This window comes from Streptomyces sp. V2I9, from assembly GCF_030817475.1.
In the GTDB taxonomy this organism is placed as follows: Bacteria; Actinomycetota; Actinomycetes; order Streptomycetales; family Streptomycetaceae; genus Streptomyces.
The window spans coordinates 5,838,214-5,861,075 of record NZ_JAUSZJ010000002.1 but is presented as its reverse complement, the minus strand read 5'-3'; the positions used below and the strand labels follow the sequence as shown (position 1 = coordinate 5,861,075).

The window sequence follows — 22,862 nt, the reverse complement described above, 5'->3', positions numbered from 1 at the left end:
ACCGCACGCGACGGTTCCGGTGCGACGCGGGTTCACCCGGTCGCCAGGTCGGTGCGCAGGAGGGCGCGCGGGCGAGGGCCGGGGACGTCAGGACGGGTGGACAAGCAGGGTGCGGGGGCCTCGGGTGAGCAGGCCGCCCGCCACCGGCCGGAAGCCGTCGGCCCAGCGGATGCCCGGCATCGCCGTCAGCAGGGCGCGCAGGCCGTGTTCGGCCTCCAGCCGGCCGAGGCGGGCGGCGGGACAGTTCGCCGGGCCGGTGAGCAGGGTGTCCGCGTCGGCCCGCAGCGGGTCGAAGCGGTCGGGCGCGGCGAACCGGGCCGGGTCGCGGCCCGCCGCGCCGATGAGGCAGGCGACGGGCGCCCCGGCGGGGAGCGTGCCGCCGCTGACGGCCACGGCGGTACGGGTGCGGCGCAGCACGATCTGGACCGGCGGATCGCGGCGCAGGGTCTCGGCCCAGGCCCGCCCGAGCAACGTCGCGGCGCTGTGCCCGGCCGGTTCTCCGGCTGTCGCGGCGGCCCGCAGATCGGGGTCGTCCAGCATGTTCGCCAGGAACGAGGCGAGGGCGTGCTCGCGCAGCGCGGTGGAGGCGGCGCAGTCGTCGGCTCCACGGCCGGTCCGCCGCCGCAGGTCGCCCCGGTACCGGCCGTTCAGGCCCGCGGGGGAGACCGCCGCGGCCGCTCCGGTGGGCAGCCAGCGGCAGAAGTCGGCGACCAGGTCGGCCCGGTCGCGTCCGGAGATCCGGCGGGCCAAAACGTACGCGGTCCGCTCGACGACCGGTTCGACGGTGTGGAACGGCCAGGCGGCCGGGGTGCAGACCAGGCCGCCCCGGCAGAGGCCGAGCGGGACGGCCGCCAGGCCGCGCGGGACCCCGTCGTGCGGGTAGCCGGTGAACCGGGGGTCGGTGAGGGCCAGGGCGACGTCCGCGTACCGGCTCAACAGCCAGGCGTCCAGGACCGGGTCGTAGCCGAGGGGGTACTCGGTACGCAGCAGGCGGTAGAGGCGCAGCCGGTACGGGTCCGTCGTGGCTCCCGGAGCGAGGAGCCCCGGCTGCCCGCCCGCGATCCGGTGCGGGCGACGGGCGTCGGGCAGGACTTCGGGGCGGTCGGCCGGCATCCCCAGCCCCCTGGAGTCGGTGCGCCGGTGGTCGGCGCGCACTCTCCCAGGGGACCACCGGCCGAGACACGCCGCAGGGAGCGTACGGCCGTTCGGGTGAGGGGGCGTCGGGGCCGCCAGGCTCCGTTCCGACGGTCGCCGGGGGCGGATCGGCGGGTGGGCCGGGCGAGCGCGGGGCTCATGCCTCCGGACGCGGAGGCTCGGGCGGGTGCGGAGCCCGGCCGGGGCCGGGCGGCGGCAGCTCGGGGCCGGGCGACGGCCGCCCCGAGACGTGGGGTGGCCGGTCCGGGACATGCGGCGGAGACAGCTCACCGGGCCGCGGGCGCTCCGGGGCGGGCGGCGGATACGCGCCCGCGGGCGGCGGAGGCGCCGCCCCCGGCCGTGGCCCCTCCAGGGCGCCCGGCTGCGGGCCCGGCGCGTGCTGTCTCGGCAGTTCGGGCTGTGCGGCGGCCGGTGGGCGGGGCTCGGGCGGCGGCGGCAGTTCGAGCGGCCGGTGGGCGGGGGCGGTGAGGCGGAAGCTCATGTGGCCGAAGCTCACCTGGTCCCCGTCCCGCACCGGGATGGAGCCGACGAGCCGCTGGCCGTTGACGCAGGTGCCGTTGGTGGAGCCGAGGTCGCGCAGCAGCCAGCGGCCGTTCAGCGCGCGGAGTTCGGCGTGCAGCCGGGAGACCGTCTCGTGGTTGAGGCGCAGTCCGTTCGCCGGGTCGCGGCCGATGAGGAGCGGGTGCGGTCCGGGCACGGGCAGCAGCAGCTTGGGGAGCCGCTCGGTCTGCCAGGCTCGGCGCAGCCGTCCGGGGAAGGCGGAGATCCCGCCCACCGCGCGGACCAGTCCCTGGGACCAGCGGCCTCCACCGTCCAGGTCGGAGGTGAGGACCGCCAGCTCCTCCGGACGCCGGGCCGCGAGGGCGAGTTCCATGCGGCGCATGAAGGTGTCGTGCGACAGCTTGCCCTGGGCGGCACCCTCTCTGAGCGCGCCGAGGACACGGTCGCGCTGGGCGTCCGACAGCCGCGCGGAACCCGTGTGGAACTCGGAGGAGGATGTCACGTCGACGATTGTCGGGCCGAAGGGCCCGGAGTGTCCAGACGAGCCCGTGTTTCCTCGCCGCTGACCTGCGCCGCTCCCCGGCGGAACCCTCCGCGGGGACGCCCCGCGGGGCGCGGGGACCGCCCGGTCGAATTCGGTGGACGGCGTGCGCGGGCCGCCGCTACGGTCGGCACCGACATCGGTCGAGGCCGTGAAGGGAGGGGGGACCGTGCGTGCGAACACCACCGGTACCGCCGGCATCCGCAGCTTCATCCCATCCGCGCGCTCCCGCCCCGTCCACCGGGCGGTGTCGGACTCCGTCTGACCGGGAGTGCCGCGTTTCTCCCCGGAGGATCTCTTCATGACCGATCCGGTCATCCGCGCGCTCACCCCGAGCGACGCCGGTCTTTTCCACTCTTTTCAGGACGCCGCCCTCGTCGGCCGTGGGGCGTTCGGCCACCGCTACACCTCGACCACCGACGGCGGCGAGTACCGTCCCGACTGGACCTGGGTCGCCCTGCGCGACGGCACGGTGGTGGCCAGGGCCGCCTGGTGGGGCGGGCCCGACGACACCGAGCCCGTGCTGCTCAACTGGTTCGACTTCGCGGACGGGGAGGCGGAGGCGGGCGCCGAACTCCTGCGCCGCGCCCCGTTCGACAAGGAGTACGAGCTGATCGCGCCCGCCGGCTGGCGGGACGACCCGGTGGTGCGGGCGGCCGTCGAGGGGCGGGTCTCCGCCGCGACGGCGGCCGGTCTGGAGCCGCTGGTCGAGCGCTATCAGTACCGGTGGACCCCCGGATGCCCGCTGCCGGAGCGGACCGGGCGGCTCGTCCACCGCCCCGAGCCGGACGACGAGGTGGTCCTCGACGTGCTGCGCCGCGTACACGCGTCCACGCTGGACGCCCACGCCCGCCGGGCCATCGAGGGCCCCGGAGGTCTGGAGGCCGCGGCGCGGGAGGAGTTGGACTTCTTCCACTGGTGCCCGTCGCCGAGGGAGTGGCTGCGGCTCGCGTACACGCCGGACGGGGAGGTGGCGGGCATCCAGGTGCCCGCGCACAACCCCTCGGGTCCCTGCGTCGGCTTCATCGGGGTCGTTCCCGAGGCGCGCGGGCACGGCTACGGCTACGACCTGCTGGTGGAGTGCACGCGCTTCCTGGTCGAGGAGGGTGCCTCGTTCGTCGCCGCCGCGACGGACCGGGGCAATGTGCCGATGGCCGCCGCGTTCGCCCGCGCCGGATACCCGGTCACCCAGGAACGGATCCACCTGGTGTGAGCGCCCCGGCCTCCTCGGCCAGCCACTCCAGGCGGAGCCGCTGCTCGGCGGGGATCGTCGCGTCCTCGCCGCGCGGTCCCACGTTGAGCAGCACGTTCCCGCCGTCGGCCGCCGTGTCGCGGACCAGTGAGGTCAGCGCCGCCCGGTCGATGAAGGCGTCCGGGCCGGAGTTGCGGTTGTAGCCGAAGCTGTGGTCCACGCCGCGGGTGATCTCGTACGGATCGGAGCCGTCGTAGCGGGCGTACTCCGGGGTGCGGAAGTCGAAGACGGGCGGTGTGCGCGGGACGAAGCCCTCGCCCCGCGCCACCGTCCGGCGGTCCCACCAGGTGTGGAGCGCCTTGGCGCCGGGCAGGGTCAGAGCCCGCCAGTGCGGCGCGTAGGGCAGCAGCCGGTCGTTGACGACACCGTGCGGAACGGTGAACCGGTAGAAGTCGACCAGCGAGCGGATCTCCTGGGCGGAGGCGGGCCAGGCGATGTCGTTCCAGAGGATGTCGGGGCGGTACCGGCGGATCAGCTCGCGCAGCTGCGCGTCCGCGTAGGCGGGGTAGCCGCCGCGCGGGACGGCGGAGAACATGTCGGCGGCGGTGCCGATGGGCCGGTCGTCGAAGGTCCAGTCGAGTCCGCCGGAGTAGTAGACGCCGAAGCGCAGGCCCTCGGCCCGTACGGCTTCGGCGAATTCACCGACCACGTCGCGGGTGGTGTGCCAGCCGGGGCGGTGCGGGTTCTTCGTCCCGGAGGGCCAGAGGCAGAAGCCGTCGTGGTGCTTGGTGACGAGGACCGCGTATCCGGCCCCGGCCTCCCGGAAGGCGCGGGCCCAGGCGGTCGGGTCCCAGGTGGCGAGCCCGTCCTCGAAGTCGCGGCCGAACTCCGTGTAGGGGCGCTTCCCGTAGGTGGCGCGGTGGTGGGCGGCGACCGGGGAGCCGGGGAAGCGGAGCGCGTTCTCGTACCACTCCGCGTACGAGGTCCAGCCCAGCGGCGCACGCCGTCCCGCCGCCGGGAGTTCGGCGGCGGGCACGTGGGGCGGGGCCCAGCCGGGGACGGATGCGGGTGTCCAGTGAACGAAGATCCCCAGTTGGGCGCGGGACCACCATGAAGCGACCATGGCGGGAAGTATCGATCACTCGGGGGGCGTCGCGTAAGCCTTTTCGGCCGCCGGATTCCGCTTCCCGGCCTTCTGGGCGCGGATCAGGTCGGCATACCAGGCGTAGGACTTCTTGGGCGTGCGGGTCAGGGTCTCGTAGTCGATGTGGACCAGGCCGAACCGCTGGGAGGCGCCCTCCGTCCATTCGACGTTGTCGGTGAGGGACCAGGTGAAGTAGCCGCGTACGTCCACCCCGGCGTCCATCGCCGCGCGCAGGGCGGTGAGGTGGCTCTCCAGGTAGGCGATGCGGCGGTCGTCGGCGTGGGGTTCCTCCAGGGCGCAGCCGTTCTCGGTGATGTAGAGCGGCGGGAGGCGGTCGCCGTAGCGGGTGTGCAGCGTGGTGATGATCTCGGTGAGCCCTTCGGGGACCACCGGCCAGCCGAAGCCGGTCTTCTCGTACCCCTCGATCTCGCGTATGCCGAAGGGGAGTTCCGCGGGCATCGTGAAGCCGGAGAAGGTCTCCAGGGCCTCCGGGCGGGGAGCTCCGACGAGGGTGGGGTTGTAGTAGTTGACGCCGTACCAGTCGAGCGGGGTGGAGATGACCTTCAGGTCGTCCGCGGCCGGGCCGGGCATCAGGGCGGCGAGGCTCTCGTCCGGATAGCGGCCGGTGAGGACGGGGTCCGCGAAGAGCCAGTTGGTGAGGGTGTCGTACAGCTCCGCGCCGAAGCGGTCCTCGTCGGTGTCGCCCGCCGTCCAGACCGGGGCGTGCGAGAAGGCCGCGCCGATGTTGTCCGCGCCCGCCGCGCGCAGGGCGCGGACGGCGAGGCCGTGGGCGAGGAGCTGGTGGTGGGCGGCGGGCAGGGCGTCGAAGAGGAGGGTGCGGCCGGGGGCGTGCTCGCCGAGCGCGTAGCCCAGCAGGGTGACCTCGGCCGGCTCGTTGACGGTGATCCACATCGGGACCCGGTCGGCGAGGCGTTCGGCGACGATGCCCGCGTACTCGGCGAAGCGGTAGGCGGTGTCCCGGTGGAGCCAGCCGCCGGCCTCCTCCAGCGGGAGCGGGGTGTCCCAGTGGTAGAGGGTCGGGGCGGGGGTGATGCCGTGGGCGCACAGCTCGTCGACGAGCCGGTCGTAGAAGTCGAGCCCGTCGGCGTTGACGGCTCCGCTGCCGCCGGGCACCACGCGGGGCCAGCTGACGGAGAACCGGAAGGCGTCGGCCCCGAGCCCGGCGAGCAGGGCGACGTCCTCGCGGTAGCGGGCGTGGAAGCCGGTGCCGCGGGTGGTGTCCGTGCCGTCCTTGATCCGGCCCGGCTGTGCGGCGAAGGCGTCCCATCCGGAGGGGCCCTTGCCGTCCGCGTCGACCGCCCCCTCGGTCTGGAAGGCGGAGGCGGAGGCTCCCCAGAGGAAGCCGGGCGGGAAGATCGGCAGGGTCATCGCGGCCTCCAGCAGCCGTACGTATGAGCGAAAGCAGTGCGCGTGAACAAAACCTGTATGAGCGGGAACCTCGCCGGGCAATGATCAGGACCAGACCTTAATGGCCGGTGGCCGGCGGGAACAGAGTCCGTCGCGTGGATCGTGGAGCCCGCCGGGTGGCCGCGCGCCCCGGCCGGCGACGAGGAGTGGTGGATGCAGTTCGAGGTGTGGGCCCCCGGGGCGGACTCGGTCGTGCTGGAGGCGGCGGAGGTCCGGTCCCCGATGGAGCGCGATCCGGGGCGCGAGGGGTGGTGGACGGCCGAGGCGGAGGCATCGGACGGGGACCGGTACGGCTTCCGGGTGGACGACGGGCCGCTGCTGCCGGACCCCCGCTCGCGGCGGCAGCCGGACGGGCCGGACGGGCCGAGCGCGGTCGTCGACCAGGCCGCCTACGCCTGGCGCACCGCGTGGGAGGGACGGCGGCTCAACCGTGCCGTGCTCTACGAGCTGCACGTGGGCACGTACACCCCGGAGGGCACCTTCGACGCGGCGGCGGCCCGGCTGGGCCATCTCGCCGAGCTGGGCGTCACCCATGTGTCGCTGATGCCCGTCTGCCCGTTCCCGGGCGTCAACGGCTGGGGATACGAGGGCGTCTCGCTGTGGGCGGTGCACGAGCCGTACGGCGGCCCCGAGGGGCTGAAGCGCTTTGTCGACACAGCACACGGGCTGGGGCTCGGGGTGGTCCTGGACGTCGTCCACAACCATCTGGGCCCCTCCGGCAACCACCTGCCCGCTTTCGGCCCGTACTTCACCGACACCCACCACACCCCGTGGGGCGCGGCGGTCAACCTGGACGCGCCCGGCTCCGACGAGGTGCGGGCGTTCCTGCTGGGCAGCGCGCTGGCCTGGCTGCGCGACTACCGGCTCGACGGGCTGCGCCTGGACGCGGTGCACGCGCTGGCCGACACCCGCGCGCTCACGTTCCTGGAGGAGCTGTCGACGGCGGTGGACGCGCTGGCCGCCGAGGTCGGCAGGCCGCTCGGGCTGATCGCCGAGTCCGATCTCTGCGACCCGCGCACCACGACGCCGCGCCCGGCGGGCGGCCTCGGGCTGCACGCCCAGTGGAACGACGACTTCCACCACGCCCTGCACACCGCGCTCACCGGCGAGTCCCGGGGCTACTACGCCGACTTCGCCCGCGCCCCGCTCGCCGCCCTCGCCAAGACGGTGACGTCGGCGTTCTTCCACGACGGGACCTTCTCCAGCTTCCGGGGCCGCACCCACGGCCGCCCGGTGGACGTGTCCCGCACCCCGGCACACCGCTTCGTCGGGTACGCGCAGACGCACGACCAGATCGGCAACCGGGCGCTGGGCGACCGGCTGGCCTCCTCCCTCTCCCCCGGCCTCCAGGCGTGCGCCGCCGCCCTCGTGCTGACCGGACCGTTCACCCCGATGCTGTTCATGGGTGAGGAGTGGGGGGCGCGCACCCCCTGGCAGTTCTTCACCGACCACACGGACCCGGAGCTGGCGGAGGCCGTACGCAACGGCAGACGGCGGGAGTTCGGGGCGCACGGTTGGGCGGAGGAGGAGATTCCCGACCCGCAGGACCCCGCGACGCGGGACCGCTCCTGCCTCGACTGGACCGAGCCGGAGCGCGAACCGCACGCACGGCTGCTCGCCTGGTACCGCGAACTCATCGCGCTGCGCCGCACGTTGCCCGATCTGCACGATCCCGATCTGGCGTCGGTGAAGACCGCGTTCGACGAGGACGCCCGGTGGTTCGCGTACCGCAGGGGGGACCTGCGGGTCGTGGTGAACCTGGCGGACGAGCCGGCCGCGATCCCGCTCGGCCACGGCCGCCACCGGCGTTCCGGCGGGCGGGTGCTGGCAGCCTGGGAGCCGGTGGAGGCGCCGGGGCCGGACGGGGTGCTGCACCTGCCGCCGGAGTCGTGCGTGGTGCTGGCGGACGACTGACCCGGCCGCCTCGCCCCGGCGGCTCGACCCCGACGTCCTACTCCACGACGGCCAGTTCGCGGGCGGTGGTGTTGAGCCGCCGCCCGCCGTCCTCGGTCACCGCCACGATGTCCTCGATCCGGACGCCGAACCGGCCCGGAAGGTAGATGCCCGGCTCCACGGAGAAGCACATGCCGGGGACGAGCGGCTGCTCCTCGCCCTCGATCATGTAGGGCGGCTCGTGGGTGGTGACGCCGATGCCGTGGCCGGTGCGGTGGATGAACCGGTCGCCGTAGCCGAACTCGGTGATCACCGCGCGGGCCGCACGGTCGATCTCCTGGCAGGCGACGCCGGGCCGCACGGCGGCGCAGCCCGCCGCCTGGGCCTCGCGGACGATGTCGTGGACCCGCTGCTCCTCGGCGGTGGGCTCCCCGACGTGGACCGTACGGGAGGTGTCGGAGCCGTAACCGTGCTTGAGTCCGCCGAAGTCGAGGACGACCATGTCGCCCCGCTCGATGGTGCGCTCCCCCGCCTCGTGGTGCGGGTTGGCCCCGTTGGGGCCGGAGCCGACGACCGTGAAGTCCACCTGGGAGTGGCCGAACTCCCGCAGCAGTGCGGCGAGGTCGGTGGCCACGTCGGTCTCCCGGCGGCCGGAGAAGCGCACCTTGAGGATCTCCTCGTACGTGGCGTCGGCGGCGGCCCCGGCGGCGGCGAGCCGTTCCAGCTCGGCGGCGTCCTTCACCGCCCGGAGCATCGGCAGCGCCTCGGTGAGCGGGGTGTAGGAGGTGCCGGGCAACTCCCGTTGCAGGCCCAGAAGATGCATCGCCCAGGCATTGTCGCTGACCCCGAAACGGCCCTCGGCGTCCAGCAGGGGAGCGGTCACCGCGTACGGGTCCTTGCCGTCGGTCCAGTCCCGCAGGGTGAGGGCGGGAGCACCGGTGGCGGCGGCCGCGTCGGGGGCCTCCAGCGTCGGGACCACCAGCACGGGGTCGTGGCCGGCCCGCAGGACGAGGAGGGTGAGGCGTTCCGTGCTCACGGGGCGGTAGCCGGTGAGGTGGACGAGGTCGGGTCCGGGCGCGACGACGACCCCGGCGAGTCCGGCCTCGGCGGCGGACTCGGCGGCCCGCGCCATCCGGGCCCGGTAGTCGTCGGCGGTGAAGGGCGGCGGGACGGAGTGCTCGGCGGACGGGCTGGGGCGGGACATCGGGGCCTCCTGGCGGTACGACACGGCACGGAGCATCCTGCCCGATCCCGGCCGCCCGGTGGGCGTACGCGGCCATCGGATCTCGGCCAGGATGACGCGTGCGTGTGCCTGTCAGGCCTCGGCCCGCGTCAGCCGCACGAGCACATCGGCGCGGTCGCGGCCCCGCTCCACCAGCCGGGCGTTGGCCTCGTCGGACCGGGCCACCCACTCCTCGGCGCGGGGCCGGGGCCGCCCGTGGCGGACGTGGCGGTCGACGAGCCGGCCCGCCCGGACCACCGGGTCGAGGTCCAGGAACCACACCTCGTCCAGCAGCCCGCGCACCTCGCCCCAGGGGCCGTCGTCGTGCAGCAGGTAGTTGCCCTCGGTGATGACGAGCGGGACGTCCGGCCCCACCGGGAGGGCGCCCGCGACCGGTTCCTCCAGGGACCGGTCGAACGCCGGGGCGTAGACCGCGTGGACCGGGTCCGGCGCGCGCAGCCTCCGCAGCAGGGCCGCGTACCCGGCCGCGTCGAAGGTGTCGGGCGCGCCCTTGCGGTCGGCGCGGCCGAGGCGGGCCAGCTCGGCGGCGGCCAGGTGGAAGCCGTCCATCGGGACGAGGGCGGCGCGCCCGTCCAGGGCCGCGACCAGCTGTGCCGCGAGGGTGGACTTCCCGGCTCCGGGCGGGCCCGCGATCCCGAGGAGGGCGCGCCGTCCGGACTCCGCGAGCGTGCGGGCCCGCTCCGCCAGCGCGGCCCGGCCGCCGCCGCTCGTCCCGTCCACGATGTGCATGCGGGACATTGTGCCGGGAGACCGCGGCCGGGCAGGCGCGGGCGGCCCCCGCCGGGCAGGACGCCGGGGCCGCGCGGGCGACGGGGGTCCGGGGCGGCCGGAACGCCGCGGCCGGCGCGGCGGCGTCCGGGATGCGGGGCGGCTACGTCCCGGCGCCGGGGCGGCGGCTTCCGGGGCCGAGAGGATAGTGTTACGTATAACCTCACCGCCGCAGCATCCCTGGAGGGTCCCGCCATGTCCCAGATCGCCCTGGTCACCCTGGTTGTCCGCGACTACGACGAGGCGGTCGCGTTCTACCGCGACGCGCTCGGCTTCACGGTGGCCGAGGACACCGACCGGGGCGACGGCTCCCGCTGGGTGGTGGTGCGCCCGCGCGGGGCCGCGCCCGGTACGGGCCTCCTGCTGGCCCGCGCGAAGGACGAGGCGCAGGGTGCGGCGGTGGGGGCGCAGACCGGCGGCCGGGTCGGCTTCTTCCTGCACACCGAGGACTTCGCGGCCGACCACGCGCGGATGCGGGCGGCCGGGGTGCGGTTCCTGGAGGAGCCCCGGCACGAGACGTACGGGTCGGTCGCGGTCTTCGAGGACCTCTACGGCAACCGCTGGGACCTGCTCCAGCCCCGCACCGCCTGAGCGGGACCCACGGGGGTCAGGGCCTGCCGGCCGCCAGATCCGTCTCCCGTACGGCCACCGCCTCCATCGCGTCCAGCACCGGCCGGATCAGCGGATGGCCCTCGGCCCCCTGGCGTACGGCGGCGAAGACCCGGCGGGTGGGGGCGCTGCCCTCGACCGGGCGGACGACCACCCCGGTCAGCTCCATCCCGCGCAGCGCGGAGCGCGGCACCAGGGCCACCCCCGCGTCCGCCCCGGCCAGGGCGACGACGGCACGGAAATCGTCCGACGAGTGCTCCAGGTGGGGGGCGAACCCGGCGAACTCGCAGGCCAGGACCACCACGTCATGGCACGGGTTGCCGGGGTACGGGCCGATCCACGGGTCCTTGGCGAGGTCCGCGACCGCCACCTGGTCCTGGTCCGCGAGCCGGTGGTCCACGGGCAGCACCGCGTCGAACGGCTCCGAGTACAGGGGGACGCGGGTGAGGCGGCGGTCGTCCTCGGCGGGCGCGCCCCGGTACTCGACGGCCACCGCCACATCGACCTGCCGGTCCAGCACCATCGGCACGCTCGCGTCGCCCTCGGCGTCCTGGACCTTGACCCGGATGCCGGGCGCGGTGCGGGCCAGCTCGGTGAGGGCGGGGGCGAGGACGAGGCCGATGCCGGTGGCGAACGCGGCGACCGTGACCGTACCGGCGACACCCGCGCTGTAGTCGGCCAGCTCCGCCTCGGCCCGCTCCAGCTGGGCCAGGACCAGATTGGTGTGGCTGAGCAGGATCTCCCCGGCGGCGGTGAGCCGCGCCCCGCGCGCCCCGCGTTCGACGAGACGGTGGCCCGTCTCCTGCTCCAGGGCGGCGAGCTGCTGGGAGACGGCGGAGGGCGTCAGGTACAACGCGGCGGCGGCCGCGGTCACCGTGCGGTGGTCGGCCACCGCACGGAGGATTCGCAGCCGCCGCGCATCGATCATGTACCCATTGTCCCGGGTCGCGGCGGAGTGCCCGACCCGGCGAGCGGCGTCACCCGGCGAGGGGACGACGCCCGGTCAGGGGATCACGCCTCCGCGTCCAGCGCGGCCCGCGCGTCGACGAACGCGTCCACGGCGCGGTTCACATCGGCCGGTGGAGTGCGCGGCCGAGAGCTGGACGCGGATGCGGGCCGCGCCCTGCGGGACGACGGGGTACGAGAAGCCGATCACGTACACGCCACGCTCCAGGAGCAGTTCGGCCATCCGGCCGGCCTTGCCCGCGTCACCGATCATGACGGGGGCGATGGCGTGGTCGCCGGGGAGGATGTCGAAGCCCTCCTCGGTCATCCGGCCGCGGAACAGCTCGGTGTTGGCGGCCAGTTGCTCACGCAGGTCCCCGGCGGACTCCAGCAGGTCGATGACCTTCAGGGAGGCGGCGGCGATGACCGGGGCGAGGGTGTTGGAGAAGAGGTACGGGCGCGAGCGCTGGCGCAGCAGGGCGACGATCTCCGCGCGGGCCGCGACGTAACCGCCGGAGGCCCCGCCGAGCGCCTTGCCGAGCGTGCCGGTGATGATGTCGACCCGGTCCATGACGCCGTGCAGTTCGGGGGTGCCGCGGCCGCCGGGGCCGACGAAGCCGACGGCGTGCGAGTCGTCGACCATGACCATGGCGTCGTAGCGGTCGGCCAGGTCGCAGATCTCCTGGAGCGGGGCGACGTACCCGTCCATGGAGAACACGCCGTCGGTGACGATCAGGCGGCGGCGCGCCCCGGACGCCTCCTTGAGCTGCGTCTCCAGCTCGGCCATGTCGCGGTTGGCGTAGCGGTGGCGCTTGGCCTTGGAGAGCCGGATGCCGTCGATGATGGAGGCGTGGTTGAGGGCGTCGGAGATGACCGCGTCCTCGGGACCGAGCAGCGTCTCGAAGACGCCGCCGTTGGCGTCGAAGCAGGAGGAGTAGAGGATCGTGTCCTCCTGGCCGAGGAAGGCCGAGAGCCGCTGCTCCAGCTCCTTGTGGACCTCCTGGGTGCCGCAGATGAAGCGGACCGAGGCCATCCCGTAGCCCCAGCGGTCCAGCGCCTCGTGGGCGGCGGCGATCACCTCGGGGTGGTCGGCGAGGCCCAGGTAGTTGTTGGCGCAGAAGTTGAGGACCTCACCGGGGCGGCCGCCGGAGGTGACCTCGACGGTCGCGGACTGCGGGGTGCCGATCACACGCTCGGGCTTGTGCAGCCCGGCGGCGCGGATCTCGTCGAGGGTGGTGCGCAGGTCGTCGCGTACGGAGTCGAACATGCGGGTTCCTTAAAGGGTGCGGTCGGTCGGTCTCAGGCGGTCCAGTCGAGGATGACCTTGCCGCCGAGGCCGCTCGCGGCGTCGTCGAAGGCCGCCTCGAAGTCGCGGAAGCCGTACCGGCCGGTGATCACGGGGGCGAGGTCGAGGCCGCCCTCCAGCAGGACGGACATGGCGTACCAGGTCTCGAACATCTCGCGGCCGTAGATGCCCTTGACGGTGATCATCGAGGTGACGATCCGGGCCCAGTCGACGGCGAACTCCTCGGCGGGCAGGCCGAGCATGGCGATCCGGCCGCCGTGCGTCATGTTGGCGACCATCTCGCGCATCGCCTCGGGGCGGCCGGACATCTCCAGGCCGATGTCGAAGCCCTCGCGCAGGCCGAGCTTCTGCTGGCCGTCGGCGATGGTGTGCTCCGCGACGTTCAGGGCGAGGCTGACGCCGACCTTGCGGGCGAGGTCGAGGCGGGCCTCGCTGACGTCGGTGATGACGACGTTGCGGGCCCCGGCGTGCTTCGCGACGGCGGCGGCCATGATGCCGATCGGCCCCGCGCCGGTGATGAGGACGTCCTCGCCGACCAGCGGGAAGGAGAGCGCGGTGTGCACGGCGTTGCCGAACGGGTCGAAGATCGCCGCGATGTCGAGGTCGACGGGGGCCCGGTGCACCCACACGTTGGAGGCGGGCAGGACCACGTACTCCGCGAACGCCCCGTCCCGGCCGACACCGAGGCCGATGGTGGAGCGGCAGAGGTGGCGGCGGCCGGCGAGGCAGTTGCGGCACTTGCCGCAGACGAGGTGGCCCTCGCCGCTGACCAGGTCCCCGACCGCGACGTCCGCGACGTCGGAACCGAGCGCGGCGACCTCGCCCACGAACTCGTGGCCGAGGATCAGCGGGGTGGTGACCGCCTGCTGGGCCCAGCCGTCGTAGGCGCGGATGTGCAGGTCGGTGCCGCAGATGCCGGTGCGCAGGACCTTGATCAGGACGTCGGTGGGGCCGTACTCCGGCTCCGGCACGTCCATCAGCCACAGTCCGGGCTCGGCCTTCTGCTTGACGAGTGCCTTCACGGCTGTGGCTCCCTGACGTCGGTACGCGAGTGGATGCCCCGGTGCCTCGGGGCAGGTCGGAAGAACCTGCGGCCCCCGGGGTGGTCTGCGGTGGTTATCGGTGGGTCGCCCCCGGTGGCGGGGGCACGGCGGGCCGGGGCGGAGCACGGTGTCCGGCCGCACGTCGCGCGCACGTCACGGCTGCGGACCGTGCGCACGGCGTACGGGCCGCACGTCGTACGGCTCCACGCGCCATCCTCGGCCGTCACGGAGCAATCTGCCGTACGACGGGGCCCGGGTCCATCGAGGATTTCTTAAGCGCGCCCGCAGAAGATCTTCACGCCTGGCCCCGGCTTCACCGGCGGTGGCTTCACGACCGCTGCCCCTGGGCCGCTCCCCGGCCCGGCACCGCACGACCCGTCACGCGGGTCACCGCGCCCGGACGTCGCCGTACGAGCTCACTCCGCCCCCGCGGGCTCACTCCGCCCGGACGTCGCCGTAGGGGCCGAGGAAGCGGGGGCGGCCCCGCTCGATCCGGTGGAGGAAGATCCCGTCCGGGACGCGTACCTGGCGGGTGGAGGCGTCGAAGGCGAGAGTGCGCACGATCCCCCGGTGCTCGGTCCGCACGAGGCGCCCGCCGATGCCGTGGCGCACCTCCCCCGAGGCGCTGGTCGTCCCGGCGGCGCGGGCGATCAGGCCGACCGCGTCGTACGCCTCGGCCGCCCAGGTCGCCGGGGGCGCGCCGAAGCGCTTGCGGTGGGCGGCGGTGAAGGCCCTGGCCGAGGGGAGGGCGGCGGGGTCGGCGTACGCCTCGGCGAAGATCCAGCCGTCGGCGGCCCCGCCCGCGCCGTCGAGGAAGGCGGGGCCCAGGGCGGGCCCGGCGGCGAGCCGGTCCCCGGTGAAGCCCTCCGCCGCCAGCGCGGTGGCGAGCCGGGCGGCTCGGGACGCGTCGCCGCCCGCGTACACCACCGCGTCGGCCCGGCCGCCGACGGCTTTGCGGGCGGCCGCGCCGAACCCCGCGCCGCCTCGGGCGAGGGGGTGGTCGACGAGCGTGGTCCCGGCGGGCGGGGCGCTGCGGAACAGGCGCCCGGTCTCGGCTCCGAGGCCGTCGTCGGCCGTGTCCTCGACGAGGAGCACGCGGGCCGAGGGGCGGTTGGCGGCGAGGAAGCCGATGAGGCCGGGGGCGAGCATGCGGTCCAGGGGGCGGGTCAGGCAGAGGCGCAGGCCGGTGCCGGTCCCGACCCTGCTGGAGCCCGCCGCGACGACGACCGTGGCCAGCCGCGCCGCGCCGTACCGCTGGACGACGTCCTCGCGCAGCACGTCCCCGGTGGGTCCGAGGACCGCGACGACCGAGGGGTCCTCCGCCAGCCTCCCGGCGGCCCGGAGCGCGGCCGCCGGGTCTCCCGCGTCGTCCTCGGTGCGCAGGGCGAGCCGGAACGCCTTGTCCTCACGGGCGTTGTGATCGGCGACGGCGAGCTGGGCGCCGCGCCGATGGGCCAGGCCGGTGGCCCGGCCGGGGCCGCCGAGGTCGGCGTGGAGGCCGATGGTGTACGTGGGCGTCGTCCCGGACCCCGCCGGCCGTCCGCCCGTGCCGCCTTTGCGCAGGGCGAGCCAGGTCGCGGTGGACCCGCCGGCGAGGACGACGGCTCCGGCCGCCCCGGCGGTCAGCAGGCCCCGGCGGGTGGAGAGCCTTCGGCGCGTCGGACCGCCGGGCCCGCTCCCGGCGGGGCCGGGGGCGGCGGGTGTGACGGGGAGGGGGTCGGGGTCCGGCAGGGCGAGGGCGGCGGCGGCCCGCTCGGCGACCGACGCGGAGAGTCCGGCGGGCATGTGCCAGGGGATGAGGGGCGTGTCGTGCGGGTCCGGGGCTCCCCAGCGGGTCAGGGACTCGCGCGGGTCCCTCGTCCCGGCCGGGTACGCGCCGTGGGGCCCGGCCGGGTCCTCTCCGTCCCGTGCATCCCGGCCGCCCGCCGCCACGGCGTCGCGGACCTGGATGGCGGTGGGGCGGGCGGCCGGGTCCTTGGCCAGGCAGTCGGTGATCAAGGAAGCCAGACCGGGCGGCACCTCCGTCAGGTCGGGGTCCTCGTGGACGGTGCGGAACAGGGCGCCCGCGCCGCCGCCCTCGCCGAACGGACCGCGCCCGGTCGCCGCGTACACGAGGACGCAGCCGAGCGAGAACACGTCGCACGGCGGCCCCAGCGGCCCGGCCGACGCCTGCTCGGGGGCCAGGTAGCCGGGCGTCCCGATCACCGCGCCGGTGGCGGTCAGCGCGGAGGCGCCCTCGTGGCGGGCGATCCCGAAGTCGATGAGGCGGGGGCCGTCGAGGGCCAGCAGCACGTTGCCGGGCTTGACGTCACGGTGGATCAGCCCCGCCGCGTGGACCGAGGCCAGGGCGTCCGCCAGCCGGCTCCCGAGTGCCCGGACGGTCGCGGTGGGCAGTGGTCCGCCGGCTCCCACCGCCTCGCCCAGCGAGGGGCCGGGAACGTACGCGGTCGCCAGCCACGGCTCGGGGGCCTCGGTGTCCGCGCCGAGCACCGGCACCACCCACGGGCCGGTGATCCGGGCGGCGGCCTCGGCCTCCCGGCGGAACCGGGCGCGGAAGCCGGGGTCGGCGGCGTGCTCGGCCCGGATCACCTTGACGGCGGCGAGCGCGCCGCCCGCCGAACGCGCCAGGTAGACCACGCCCATCCCGCCCGCGCCGAGCCGGACGAGGGTGCGGTACGGGCCGACCGCGCGGGGGTCCTCGGAGGTGAGGGGCCGCACGTCAGTCCTTCGGCTTCGGGGCGGGGCCGAGGTAGCGGATGCGGCCGTCCTTCACCCGGTACAGGTGGGCGTCCTGGCCGACGAGTTGCTGACGCTCCTCGTCGAACGCGTAGGTGCGCGAGATCCCCTCGTACCGGGTCGCGGCGATCGCGGCGGAGAGCGCGGACCGGGTGGGCAGGCCGTCGCCGGAGGGTGTCGCGCTCACCTTCGCCGGGGACGCCGTTCCCTTCGCCGGACCGGCCGTGCCCCTCGCGGCGGCCTCCGCCACGGATGCCAGTTCGCGGGCGACGAGCCCCGCCACGTCGTACGCCTCGGCCGACCAGGCGGCGGGTTCGGCGCCGAAGCGTTTGCGGTGGGCGGCGGCGAACGTCGCGGCGGCCGGGGCGGCCGCGTCGGTGAACGGGGCGACGAACTCCCAGCCCTCGGCCGCCGCTCCCGCCTGTTCCAGGAACTCCGGCCCCATGACGGTGTGCTGGGCCATGCGCGGTCCGGCGAAGGAGAGCTCGGCCAGGATGCGGGCGGCCCGTGAGGCGCCGGCCGCGTCACCGGCGTAGAAGAGGGCGTCGCTCCGGTTCGACAGGAGGTCGGTGAGGACCGGGTCGAAGACGGTGGTCCCGGCGGGCACCACGCGGGGGTGGGTGGTGCCCGTGGTGAGCTGGGGGGTCAGCAGGTTGGTCGCGTAACCCGCCTGGTACGCCGCCTGCCCGCCGGCCCGGTCGACCAGGATGCCCAGCCGCTCGACGTCGGGGCGCAGCAGCAGGCGGTGGACGACGGGGACGGCGAGCGCGGCGTAGGAGGGGGCGGCCTGGAAGAAGGAGGCGTTGGCCCGTTTCGGGAAGGAGATCTGGAGGGCGGACACCGTCAGGACCGGCAGCGCGGCCTCGTCGTACGCGGGCAGGGCCGCCCCGGCCGCCTCGTCGCCGGTGGGGCCGATGACGGCGATGACCTCCGGGTCGCGGGCGAACTCCTCGGCCACCCGCGCGGAGCGGACGGGGTCCCCCTGGTCGTCGAGCACCTTCACGGCGAGCCGGAAGGGCGGGTCGCCGAGGGCGTTGAAGCGGTCGACGGCGAGCCGGACACCGCGTTCCTGGGCACGCCCGGCGGCGCTGCGGGGTCCGGTGAGGTCGGCGTGCAGGCCGATGATCCAGCGGCTTCCGCCGGGGGCTCCGTCCCCGCCGCCGGTGGAGGGTTCGTCGCGGGCGAGACGTACGGCGGCCAAGGCCCCGGCCCCGAGGGCGAGTGCGCCACCGCCGGCGAGCAGGAGCAACGTCCTGCGGGAGAACGCGGGCCGCGGGGCGGCGGGTTCGTCGGTGACGGCCACGGTGGCGTCGATGCCGGGCAGGGCCAGCAGGGCGGCGGACCGGTCCGCGATCATCCGGACGACGTCCTCGGGCAGCCCGCCGCCGGTGGGCCCGGCCGGTACGTCCTCGGAGATCAGGGTGTCCAGTCGCGCGGCGGTCGGACGGCCGCCGGGGTCCTTGGCGAGGCACCGCTCCAGCAGCCCGCGCAGGGGCGCGTCGTGGACGCCGTCCAGGTCGGGCGCGTCGTGCACGGTGCGGTACAGGACGGCGTCGGCCGCGCCGCCGCCGAAGGGCGGCCGGCCGGTGGCCGCGTACGCCAGGAGGCAGCCGAGCGAGAAGACGTCCCCGGCGGCGCCGGGCGGCGCGTCGGGGGCGGGGCCGGCGGGCCCTTCCGCCGCGTCCCCGGTGCCGGACGCGGGCGCGGTGGGCCGGGACGCCGCGCCCCCGGACCGGGCCGCCCCGGCCGGTGGCTCCGCGCCGCCTGATGCCTGCTCGGGCGGGAGGAAGCCGGGGGTGCCGACGATCAGGCCGGTGGCGGTGAGGGCGGTGGCGTCGGCGGCGCGGGCGATCCCGAAGTCGATCAGCCGGGGGCCGCCGGCCGTCAGCAGGACGTTGCCCGGCTTCACGTCCCGGTGCACGAGTCCCGCCGCGTGCACGGCGGCCAACGCGCGGGCGAGCAGCCGCCCGAGGACCTTCACACTGCGCGCGGGCAGCGGTCCCCGCCGGGCGACGACCTCGTACAGCGTGGGACCGGGTACGAACTCCCGTTGCGAGCCATGGGCGTTCGGCCTCGGTGTCCGCGCCGGTGACGGAAACGGCCCAGGGGCTGTCGACCCGCCGGGCGGCCTCGGCCTCACGGCGGAAGCGGGCGCGGAAGTCCTCGTCCCCGGCGTGCTCGGGCAGGATCACCTTGATCGCGGCGAGCGCTCCGGCGTCGGTGCGCCCGAGGTAGACGACGCCCATGCCGCCCGCTCCGAGGCGGCCGAGGAGCCGGTGTCCGCCGATCCGGGCGGGGTCGGTGGGCCGTAGCTCGTCCATCGCCCGGCCTCAGCTCTGCTTCTCGACGGCGGACCGCAACCGCACCAGCATGGCGGCCTGCGCCTGGACGACCAGGTCGTCGATCTCCCGCTCGGTGCGCCCCTTCGCCCCCTTGCCGGTGACGGAGACGGTGAACCGGTGGGCCTGCGCCTGCTGCCAGGCGTAGTAGTGCGGCCCGCCGAGTTCGGAGCTCCGGTACTGGCCCGTCTCGCTCAGGAAGTCGTCGGAGTTGTTCTGGTTGGCCTCGCCGCCGAACAGCGCACCCGCGACCAGGCCGCCGATCAGCTCCCCGTCGCGCAGCCGCTGGGTGGGGCAGCGCATCGACTCCTCGATCGACTCCGCCACCTCCCAGGCCGCGCCCTCGCGGGTGCGGTGGACGGTGACGGTCGCGGCGAGCCGCACCGGCCCCTTCCCCGCCGAGGCGGGCAGTTCGAAGGACCGGCCGAGGGTGGCGAGGACGCCGTAACCGGGCGCGCCCTGGTGCCAGACGCAGTCCTTGCCGAGGACGGGCCAGGTGGCCGGGCCGCTCTCGTACGGGCTCCGCTTCACCACGCCGGAGCCGAAGCTGTCGGGGTCGGCGATGACCCGGCGGATGAGGTCCAGGGCCGCGGCCCTGGTCGTGGGGGACCGGGCGGGGTCGGGTTCGAGGGCCCGGGTCGCCGTCGGCACGGCGGACGTTCCCGCCCCGCCGCCGGGATCCGGTGCCGTACCGTCGCTCGCCCGCTCACCGGCGCTCGCGGAGGCATCGCTCCTGCCGCCGCTCCTCCCGTCGCTCTCCGGACCGTCCCCCGCACCCGAACATCCGGCGAGCAGTCCGGTCAGCGCCACCGCGCACAGGGCGGAGGACCGCCTCGACCGGCCGCTTCTCGACGGCACATGACCGCTCACATCGCTCCCCCGTTGCTCCTCGACGCAGCCTCGATCATAGGTTCGCCGGGCCGATCGGTCAGGCGGTCTCCGCCAGGAAGGCCGGGCGGCGCTCGACGAGGGCGTCCGGCCGGCCCTCGGGGCCGGAACCACCGGTCAGGTACTGGCCCGAACAGCTCGGGCCAGTACCTGACGCAGCGTGCGGAACACCTCCCCGTGCTTGGTAACGTCGCCCCCGCGGCTGCGGACTTCTCCCCCGGACCCAGCCGTACGGGGTGGGCACGGGGACCGGGCGCGGCAGGACGAAGAGGGCCGACAGATGAGCCTTGCACAGGTGCACTACACCTCCGCCGCGCCGGGGGACGGGGGAACGGCGGGCCGGTTCACGACGGTCGGTGCCGGGGTGTCCGGGGCGCTGCTGACGGAGATCGAGCCCCTGGTGCGCTACGAGCTTCCCGACGGGACGGCCGACCACTCCTCGGACGGTGAACTCCGTTCGCTGCCGCAGGCGTTCACCTACGCGACACTTTCGGACGGCAGTCGGCTGGTGGCGCGTTCGGTCCCCGTGCGGGAGGCGGGCGGGGGGCCGGGGGTTCGGTTCCACGCGCACGCCGTGCACCTGCCGGCGGGGGTGCCGCTGCCGGGCGACCGGCTGCCGGTGGAGGCGTGGCGGTCGCCACACTGGGCGGCGGTGACGCCCGGTGGGCCGGCGCCGGATCCGCTGGCGCTTCCGCCGGGACCGGCGGCGGTCTCCGAGGGCCTGGAGGACTTCGCCGTCTCGCGTGGTCCCTGGCTCGCGGCCGTCCTGGCGGATCTGCGCCGGGCGAGCGGTGCGGAGCCGGCTGACGGGGGGCCGGTGGTGCTGGTGGAGCGGCAGTGCGCGGACGTGGCCCGGTGGCTGGGCCTCGCGTCCGTGACGCTGCCGAGGGAGAGGGCCGAGCGGCTGACGTTCACCACGTACACCCGGAGGCCGGGGAGTGCGGCGGTGCGGGTGGCGGGCGTACGGCCCGAGGACGCCGAGGCCGCACGGGGCGCGGGCCTGCGGGTGCACGTGTGCACGGGACAGGCTCCGGCGGGCGGCGGTACGGGCGATGCATGGGCGGCGACGGCGGCGCGCATCTGGCGCAACCGCTCGCCGGAGCTGTTCCGGGAGGCCCGTGAGCTGCCCGGAGAGCCGTTCGCGGCAGGCCCGTTGGCGGTGGCGGCGCTGTGCGCGGGGGTCACGCTCGGGCCGGACGGGCGTGCGGCTGCGGCCGGTTGGGCCGCCGACCGGCCGTACGCGCTGGACGCGCAGCGCACCGGCCAGTTGGTGGAGGCCCTCACCGCTCCCGGCATCGACGACCGTACGGACGCCGAGTTCGACGCGGTCGGGCGGCTGTTCGGCGCCCTGGAGGGCCGTTGTCCCGCGTCGCTGACGGCTCCGCTGGCGGCGATGCTGGTGACGGAGGCGGTACGGGGCGGGAACGGTTCGCTGGAACTGCCGGGCCGGGAGGCGTTCACGGGTCCGGAGGGCGCGGCGGTCGCGGAGCGGCTGGGCCCGGAGATCCTGACCGAGCTGGGCGGTGGCGGTACGGGGTCGCGTCCGGTGGCGCGGACGGTGCAACTCCTGCGCGTGGCACGGCTGCTGGACGTGGACAGCACGGAGCTGCTGCCGGAGGCCGTGGAGCGGCTGGCGTCCGCGCTGCTCTCGGAGTCAGGGGTACGGAACGGGGGCGGGGGCGGGGCAGGGGCAGGGGGCGGGCAGGAGGCCGGGGGCGGGCAGGACCCGGCGGGCCCGCCGGACTTCGCCCCGGCGCTGCTGGAGCTGCTGGACGAACAGTTCGAGGTGCGGACGGCGCTGCTCGGCGCGCTGGACCGGGCCCGCACCGCGTGATCCCACGGCGATGGCCCGGTTCCTGGGGCGGGTGGCGGTGCCGTTCACGGGGACGCAGGCGTTGCCTCATCTGCGGATGTGCGCCGAGGTGCCGGGGGCGATGGCGACGCTGGGCGGCGACCGGGCGGCGGTGTGGCACCGGGTGCTGCGGGCGGCCGGCCTCTCCCCGTTCGCCGAGCCGCTGGTCCTGCGCACGGCGGTCGGCCTGGTCTGGGAGGACCGGGCCCCCACGGTGGAGGAGGCCCGCCTGCTGCTGGACGCGGCCACCTCGGACGCCCACCGCGTGGCCGGTACGTGGGCCCGCCTGGTCGACGCGGCGCTCGGCGCGTCCACGGCGGGGGCGGCCGGGCCCTCCCCCGCGGCCACGTCCACCACGCCCACGTCCCCCGCCGGTACGGACGAGGCGGCCGCCCTCGCCCACGACCTGCTGCGCGGCTTCCCCGACGAGATCGGCGGCCGGGAACGCGCGGGCCTCCTGCTGCTGGTCCTGGTCCGCGAACTCCGTACCGGCGCGCCGGAACCGGGCTGGGCGGAGACGGTCCGGACCCTGTGCGCCCGGGCGGAGCCGGTCGGACCGGCGCTCCGGGAGCGGGCCCACGCGGCCCTGGTGGAACGGCTGCTGGCCCCGGACCGCCCGGGGGCCGAGCTGTACGCCTTTGTCCACGGCGACGACGCCGAGCTGATCGCCGCGTACGACCGGGCGGCCCGGACGGAGGCCGTACGGTCCCGGCTCCGCACGCAGCCCGCCTACGCCGCGGACTGCTTCACCGTCTGGACGGCCCACCCGCACGCGGGCACGGCCTGGCCCCCGGTGGCCGCGGCCCTGCTCGACGAGGTCCTGCGCCCGGCCGTCCGCACGCTGTCGGCCGAGCAGGTCGCGGAGGTGGAGGCGACGGTGGGCCGCACGGGCAGCAGCGGCCGGGCGAACGCCTTCCGGGACTGGAACCGCTCCACCGCCCTCGGCCGCCTGGGCCGCCGGATCGCGGGGCGGGTACGGCGGGGCTGAGCCCTGCGGAGCGGCGCCCGCCGCCCTTCGAGAAGGCGCAGGGAGTGATGCCGTTTCCCCTGTGCGCCCAGCAGCCGATGCCGCCTCGCACGGTCCACGTCGATGCCGCTTCCACGGGGGCGGCCCCCGTTCCGGCCCGGGGCGGCCGGCGGCCCGCCGTGCTGCACATCGGCGTCGCGGCGGCCACGGGCACCGCGGCACCCTGCTCCCCGGACCGGCGGTCCAGGACCGGGTACAGATCGCGCTCCGGTCCGCGACGCGGAGGGGCGGCCAGGGAGAATGACCCGCGCC

13 protein-coding genes and 3 pseudogenes are annotated in these 22,862 nt (G+C 75.7%); 4 read left to right on the top strand and 12 right to left on the bottom strand.

The genetic code is table 11. The features are described 5' to 3' along the window. Positions 1-87: 87 nt before the first annotated feature. Positions 88-1,113 (bottom strand): cytochrome P450, encoded by a 1,026-nt coding sequence (locus QFZ71_RS25545; RefSeq protein WP_307671583.1) that lies wholly within the window; start codon positions 1,111-1,113, stop codon positions 88-90. Between the two features lie 178 nt (positions 1,114-1,291). Beyond that, positions 1,292-2,158: a DUF1707 and FHA domain-containing protein gene (locus QFZ71_RS25540; protein ID WP_307670495.1), complete on the bottom strand. Its 867-nt coding sequence runs from the start codon at positions 2,156-2,158 to the stop codon at positions 1,292-1,294. 340 nt (positions 2,159-2,498) lie between these two features. Here QFZ71_RS25540 and QFZ71_RS25535 point away from each other — a divergent pair, with 340 nt between their 5' ends. Continuing rightward, positions 2,499-3,410, top strand: a complete 912-nt coding sequence (locus QFZ71_RS25535; protein ID WP_307670494.1) for a GNAT family N-acetyltransferase — start codon at positions 2,499-2,501, stop codon at positions 3,408-3,410. Here the strand turns inward: QFZ71_RS25535 and QFZ71_RS25530 are convergent. Beyond that, positions 3,382-4,512, bottom strand: a complete 1,131-nt coding sequence (locus QFZ71_RS25530; protein ID WP_307670493.1) for an alpha-L-fucosidase — start codon at positions 4,510-4,512, stop codon at positions 3,382-3,384. The two genes, QFZ71_RS25535 and QFZ71_RS25530, sit on opposite strands and share 29 nt — an antisense overlap. A 15-nt stretch (positions 4,513-4,527) precedes the next feature. Next, positions 4,528-5,922: a GH1 family beta-glucosidase gene (locus QFZ71_RS25525; RefSeq protein WP_307670492.1), complete on the bottom strand. Its 1,395-nt coding sequence runs from the start codon at positions 5,920-5,922 to the stop codon at positions 4,528-4,530. Between the two features lie 192 nt (positions 5,923-6,114). Between QFZ71_RS25525 and treZ the strand changes: the two genes are divergently transcribed. Continuing rightward, complete coding sequence (treZ, locus tag QFZ71_RS25520) at positions 6,115-7,875, top strand: malto-oligosyltrehalose trehalohydrolase (RefSeq protein WP_307670491.1); 1,761 nt, start codon at positions 6,115-6,117, stop codon at positions 7,873-7,875. 37 nt (positions 7,876-7,912) lie between these two features. Here treZ and QFZ71_RS25515 read toward each other — a convergent pair whose 3' ends face one another. Together QFZ71_RS25515 and QFZ71_RS25510 are read right to left on the bottom strand one after the other, a co-directional pair. After that, positions 7,913-9,058, bottom strand: a complete 1,146-nt coding sequence (locus QFZ71_RS25515) for an aminopeptidase P family protein (RefSeq protein WP_307670490.1) — start codon at positions 9,056-9,058, stop codon at positions 7,913-7,915. Between the two features lie 111 nt (positions 9,059-9,169). Beyond that, positions 9,170-9,826, bottom strand: coding sequence for a nucleoside/nucleotide kinase family protein (locus tag QFZ71_RS25510; protein WP_307670489.1), 657 nt, complete (start codon positions 9,824-9,826; stop codon positions 9,170-9,172). 234 nt (positions 9,827-10,060) lie between these two features. Here QFZ71_RS25510 and QFZ71_RS25505 point away from each other — a divergent pair, with 234 nt between their 5' ends. Beyond that, positions 10,061-10,456 carry a VOC family protein gene (locus tag QFZ71_RS25505; protein WP_307670488.1) on the top strand — a complete coding sequence of 132 codons (396 nt, stop codon included), beginning with the start codon at positions 10,061-10,063 and terminating at the stop codon, positions 10,454-10,456. A gap of 16 nt (positions 10,457-10,472) precedes the next feature. Here the strand turns inward: QFZ71_RS25505 and QFZ71_RS25500 are convergent, their stop codons facing one another. The 6 genes and pseudogenes from QFZ71_RS25500 to QFZ71_RS25475 form a co-directional block, all read right to left on the bottom strand. Further along, positions 10,473-11,402, bottom strand: a complete 930-nt coding sequence (locus tag QFZ71_RS25500; RefSeq protein WP_307670487.1) for a LysR family transcriptional regulator — start codon at positions 11,400-11,402, stop codon at positions 10,473-10,475. An 83-nt stretch (positions 11,403-11,485) separates the two neighbouring features. After that, positions 11,486-12,686: pseudogene (locus tag QFZ71_RS25495) on the bottom strand (glycine C-acetyltransferase). A 32-nt stretch (positions 12,687-12,718) separates the two neighbouring features. Then, positions 12,719-13,747: an L-threonine 3-dehydrogenase gene (gene tdh / locus QFZ71_RS25490; RefSeq protein WP_307670486.1), complete on the bottom strand. Its 1,029-nt coding sequence runs from the start codon at positions 13,745-13,747 to the stop codon at positions 12,719-12,721. A 456-nt stretch (positions 13,748-14,203) separates the two neighbouring features. Next, positions 14,204-16,486, bottom strand: a complete 2,283-nt coding sequence (locus QFZ71_RS25485) for a bifunctional serine/threonine-protein kinase/ABC transporter substrate-binding protein (RefSeq protein ID WP_307670485.1) — start codon at positions 16,484-16,486, stop codon at positions 14,204-14,206. Position 16,487: 1 nt separating this feature from the next. Continuing rightward, positions 16,488-18,825 (bottom strand): annotated as a pseudogene (locus QFZ71_RS25480) (bifunctional serine/threonine-protein kinase/ABC transporter substrate-binding protein). 9 nt (positions 18,826-18,834) lie between these two features. Continuing rightward, positions 18,835-19,647: a hypothetical protein gene (locus QFZ71_RS25475; RefSeq protein ID WP_307671582.1), complete on the bottom strand. Its 813-nt coding sequence runs from the start codon at positions 19,645-19,647 to the stop codon at positions 18,835-18,837. Positions 19,648-20,011: 364 nt separating this feature from the next. Here QFZ71_RS25475 and QFZ71_RS25470 point away from each other — a divergent pair. Then, positions 20,012-22,571 (top strand): annotated as a pseudogene (locus QFZ71_RS25470) (GTPase-associated protein 1-related protein). Positions 22,572-22,862: the final 291 nt, after the last annotated feature.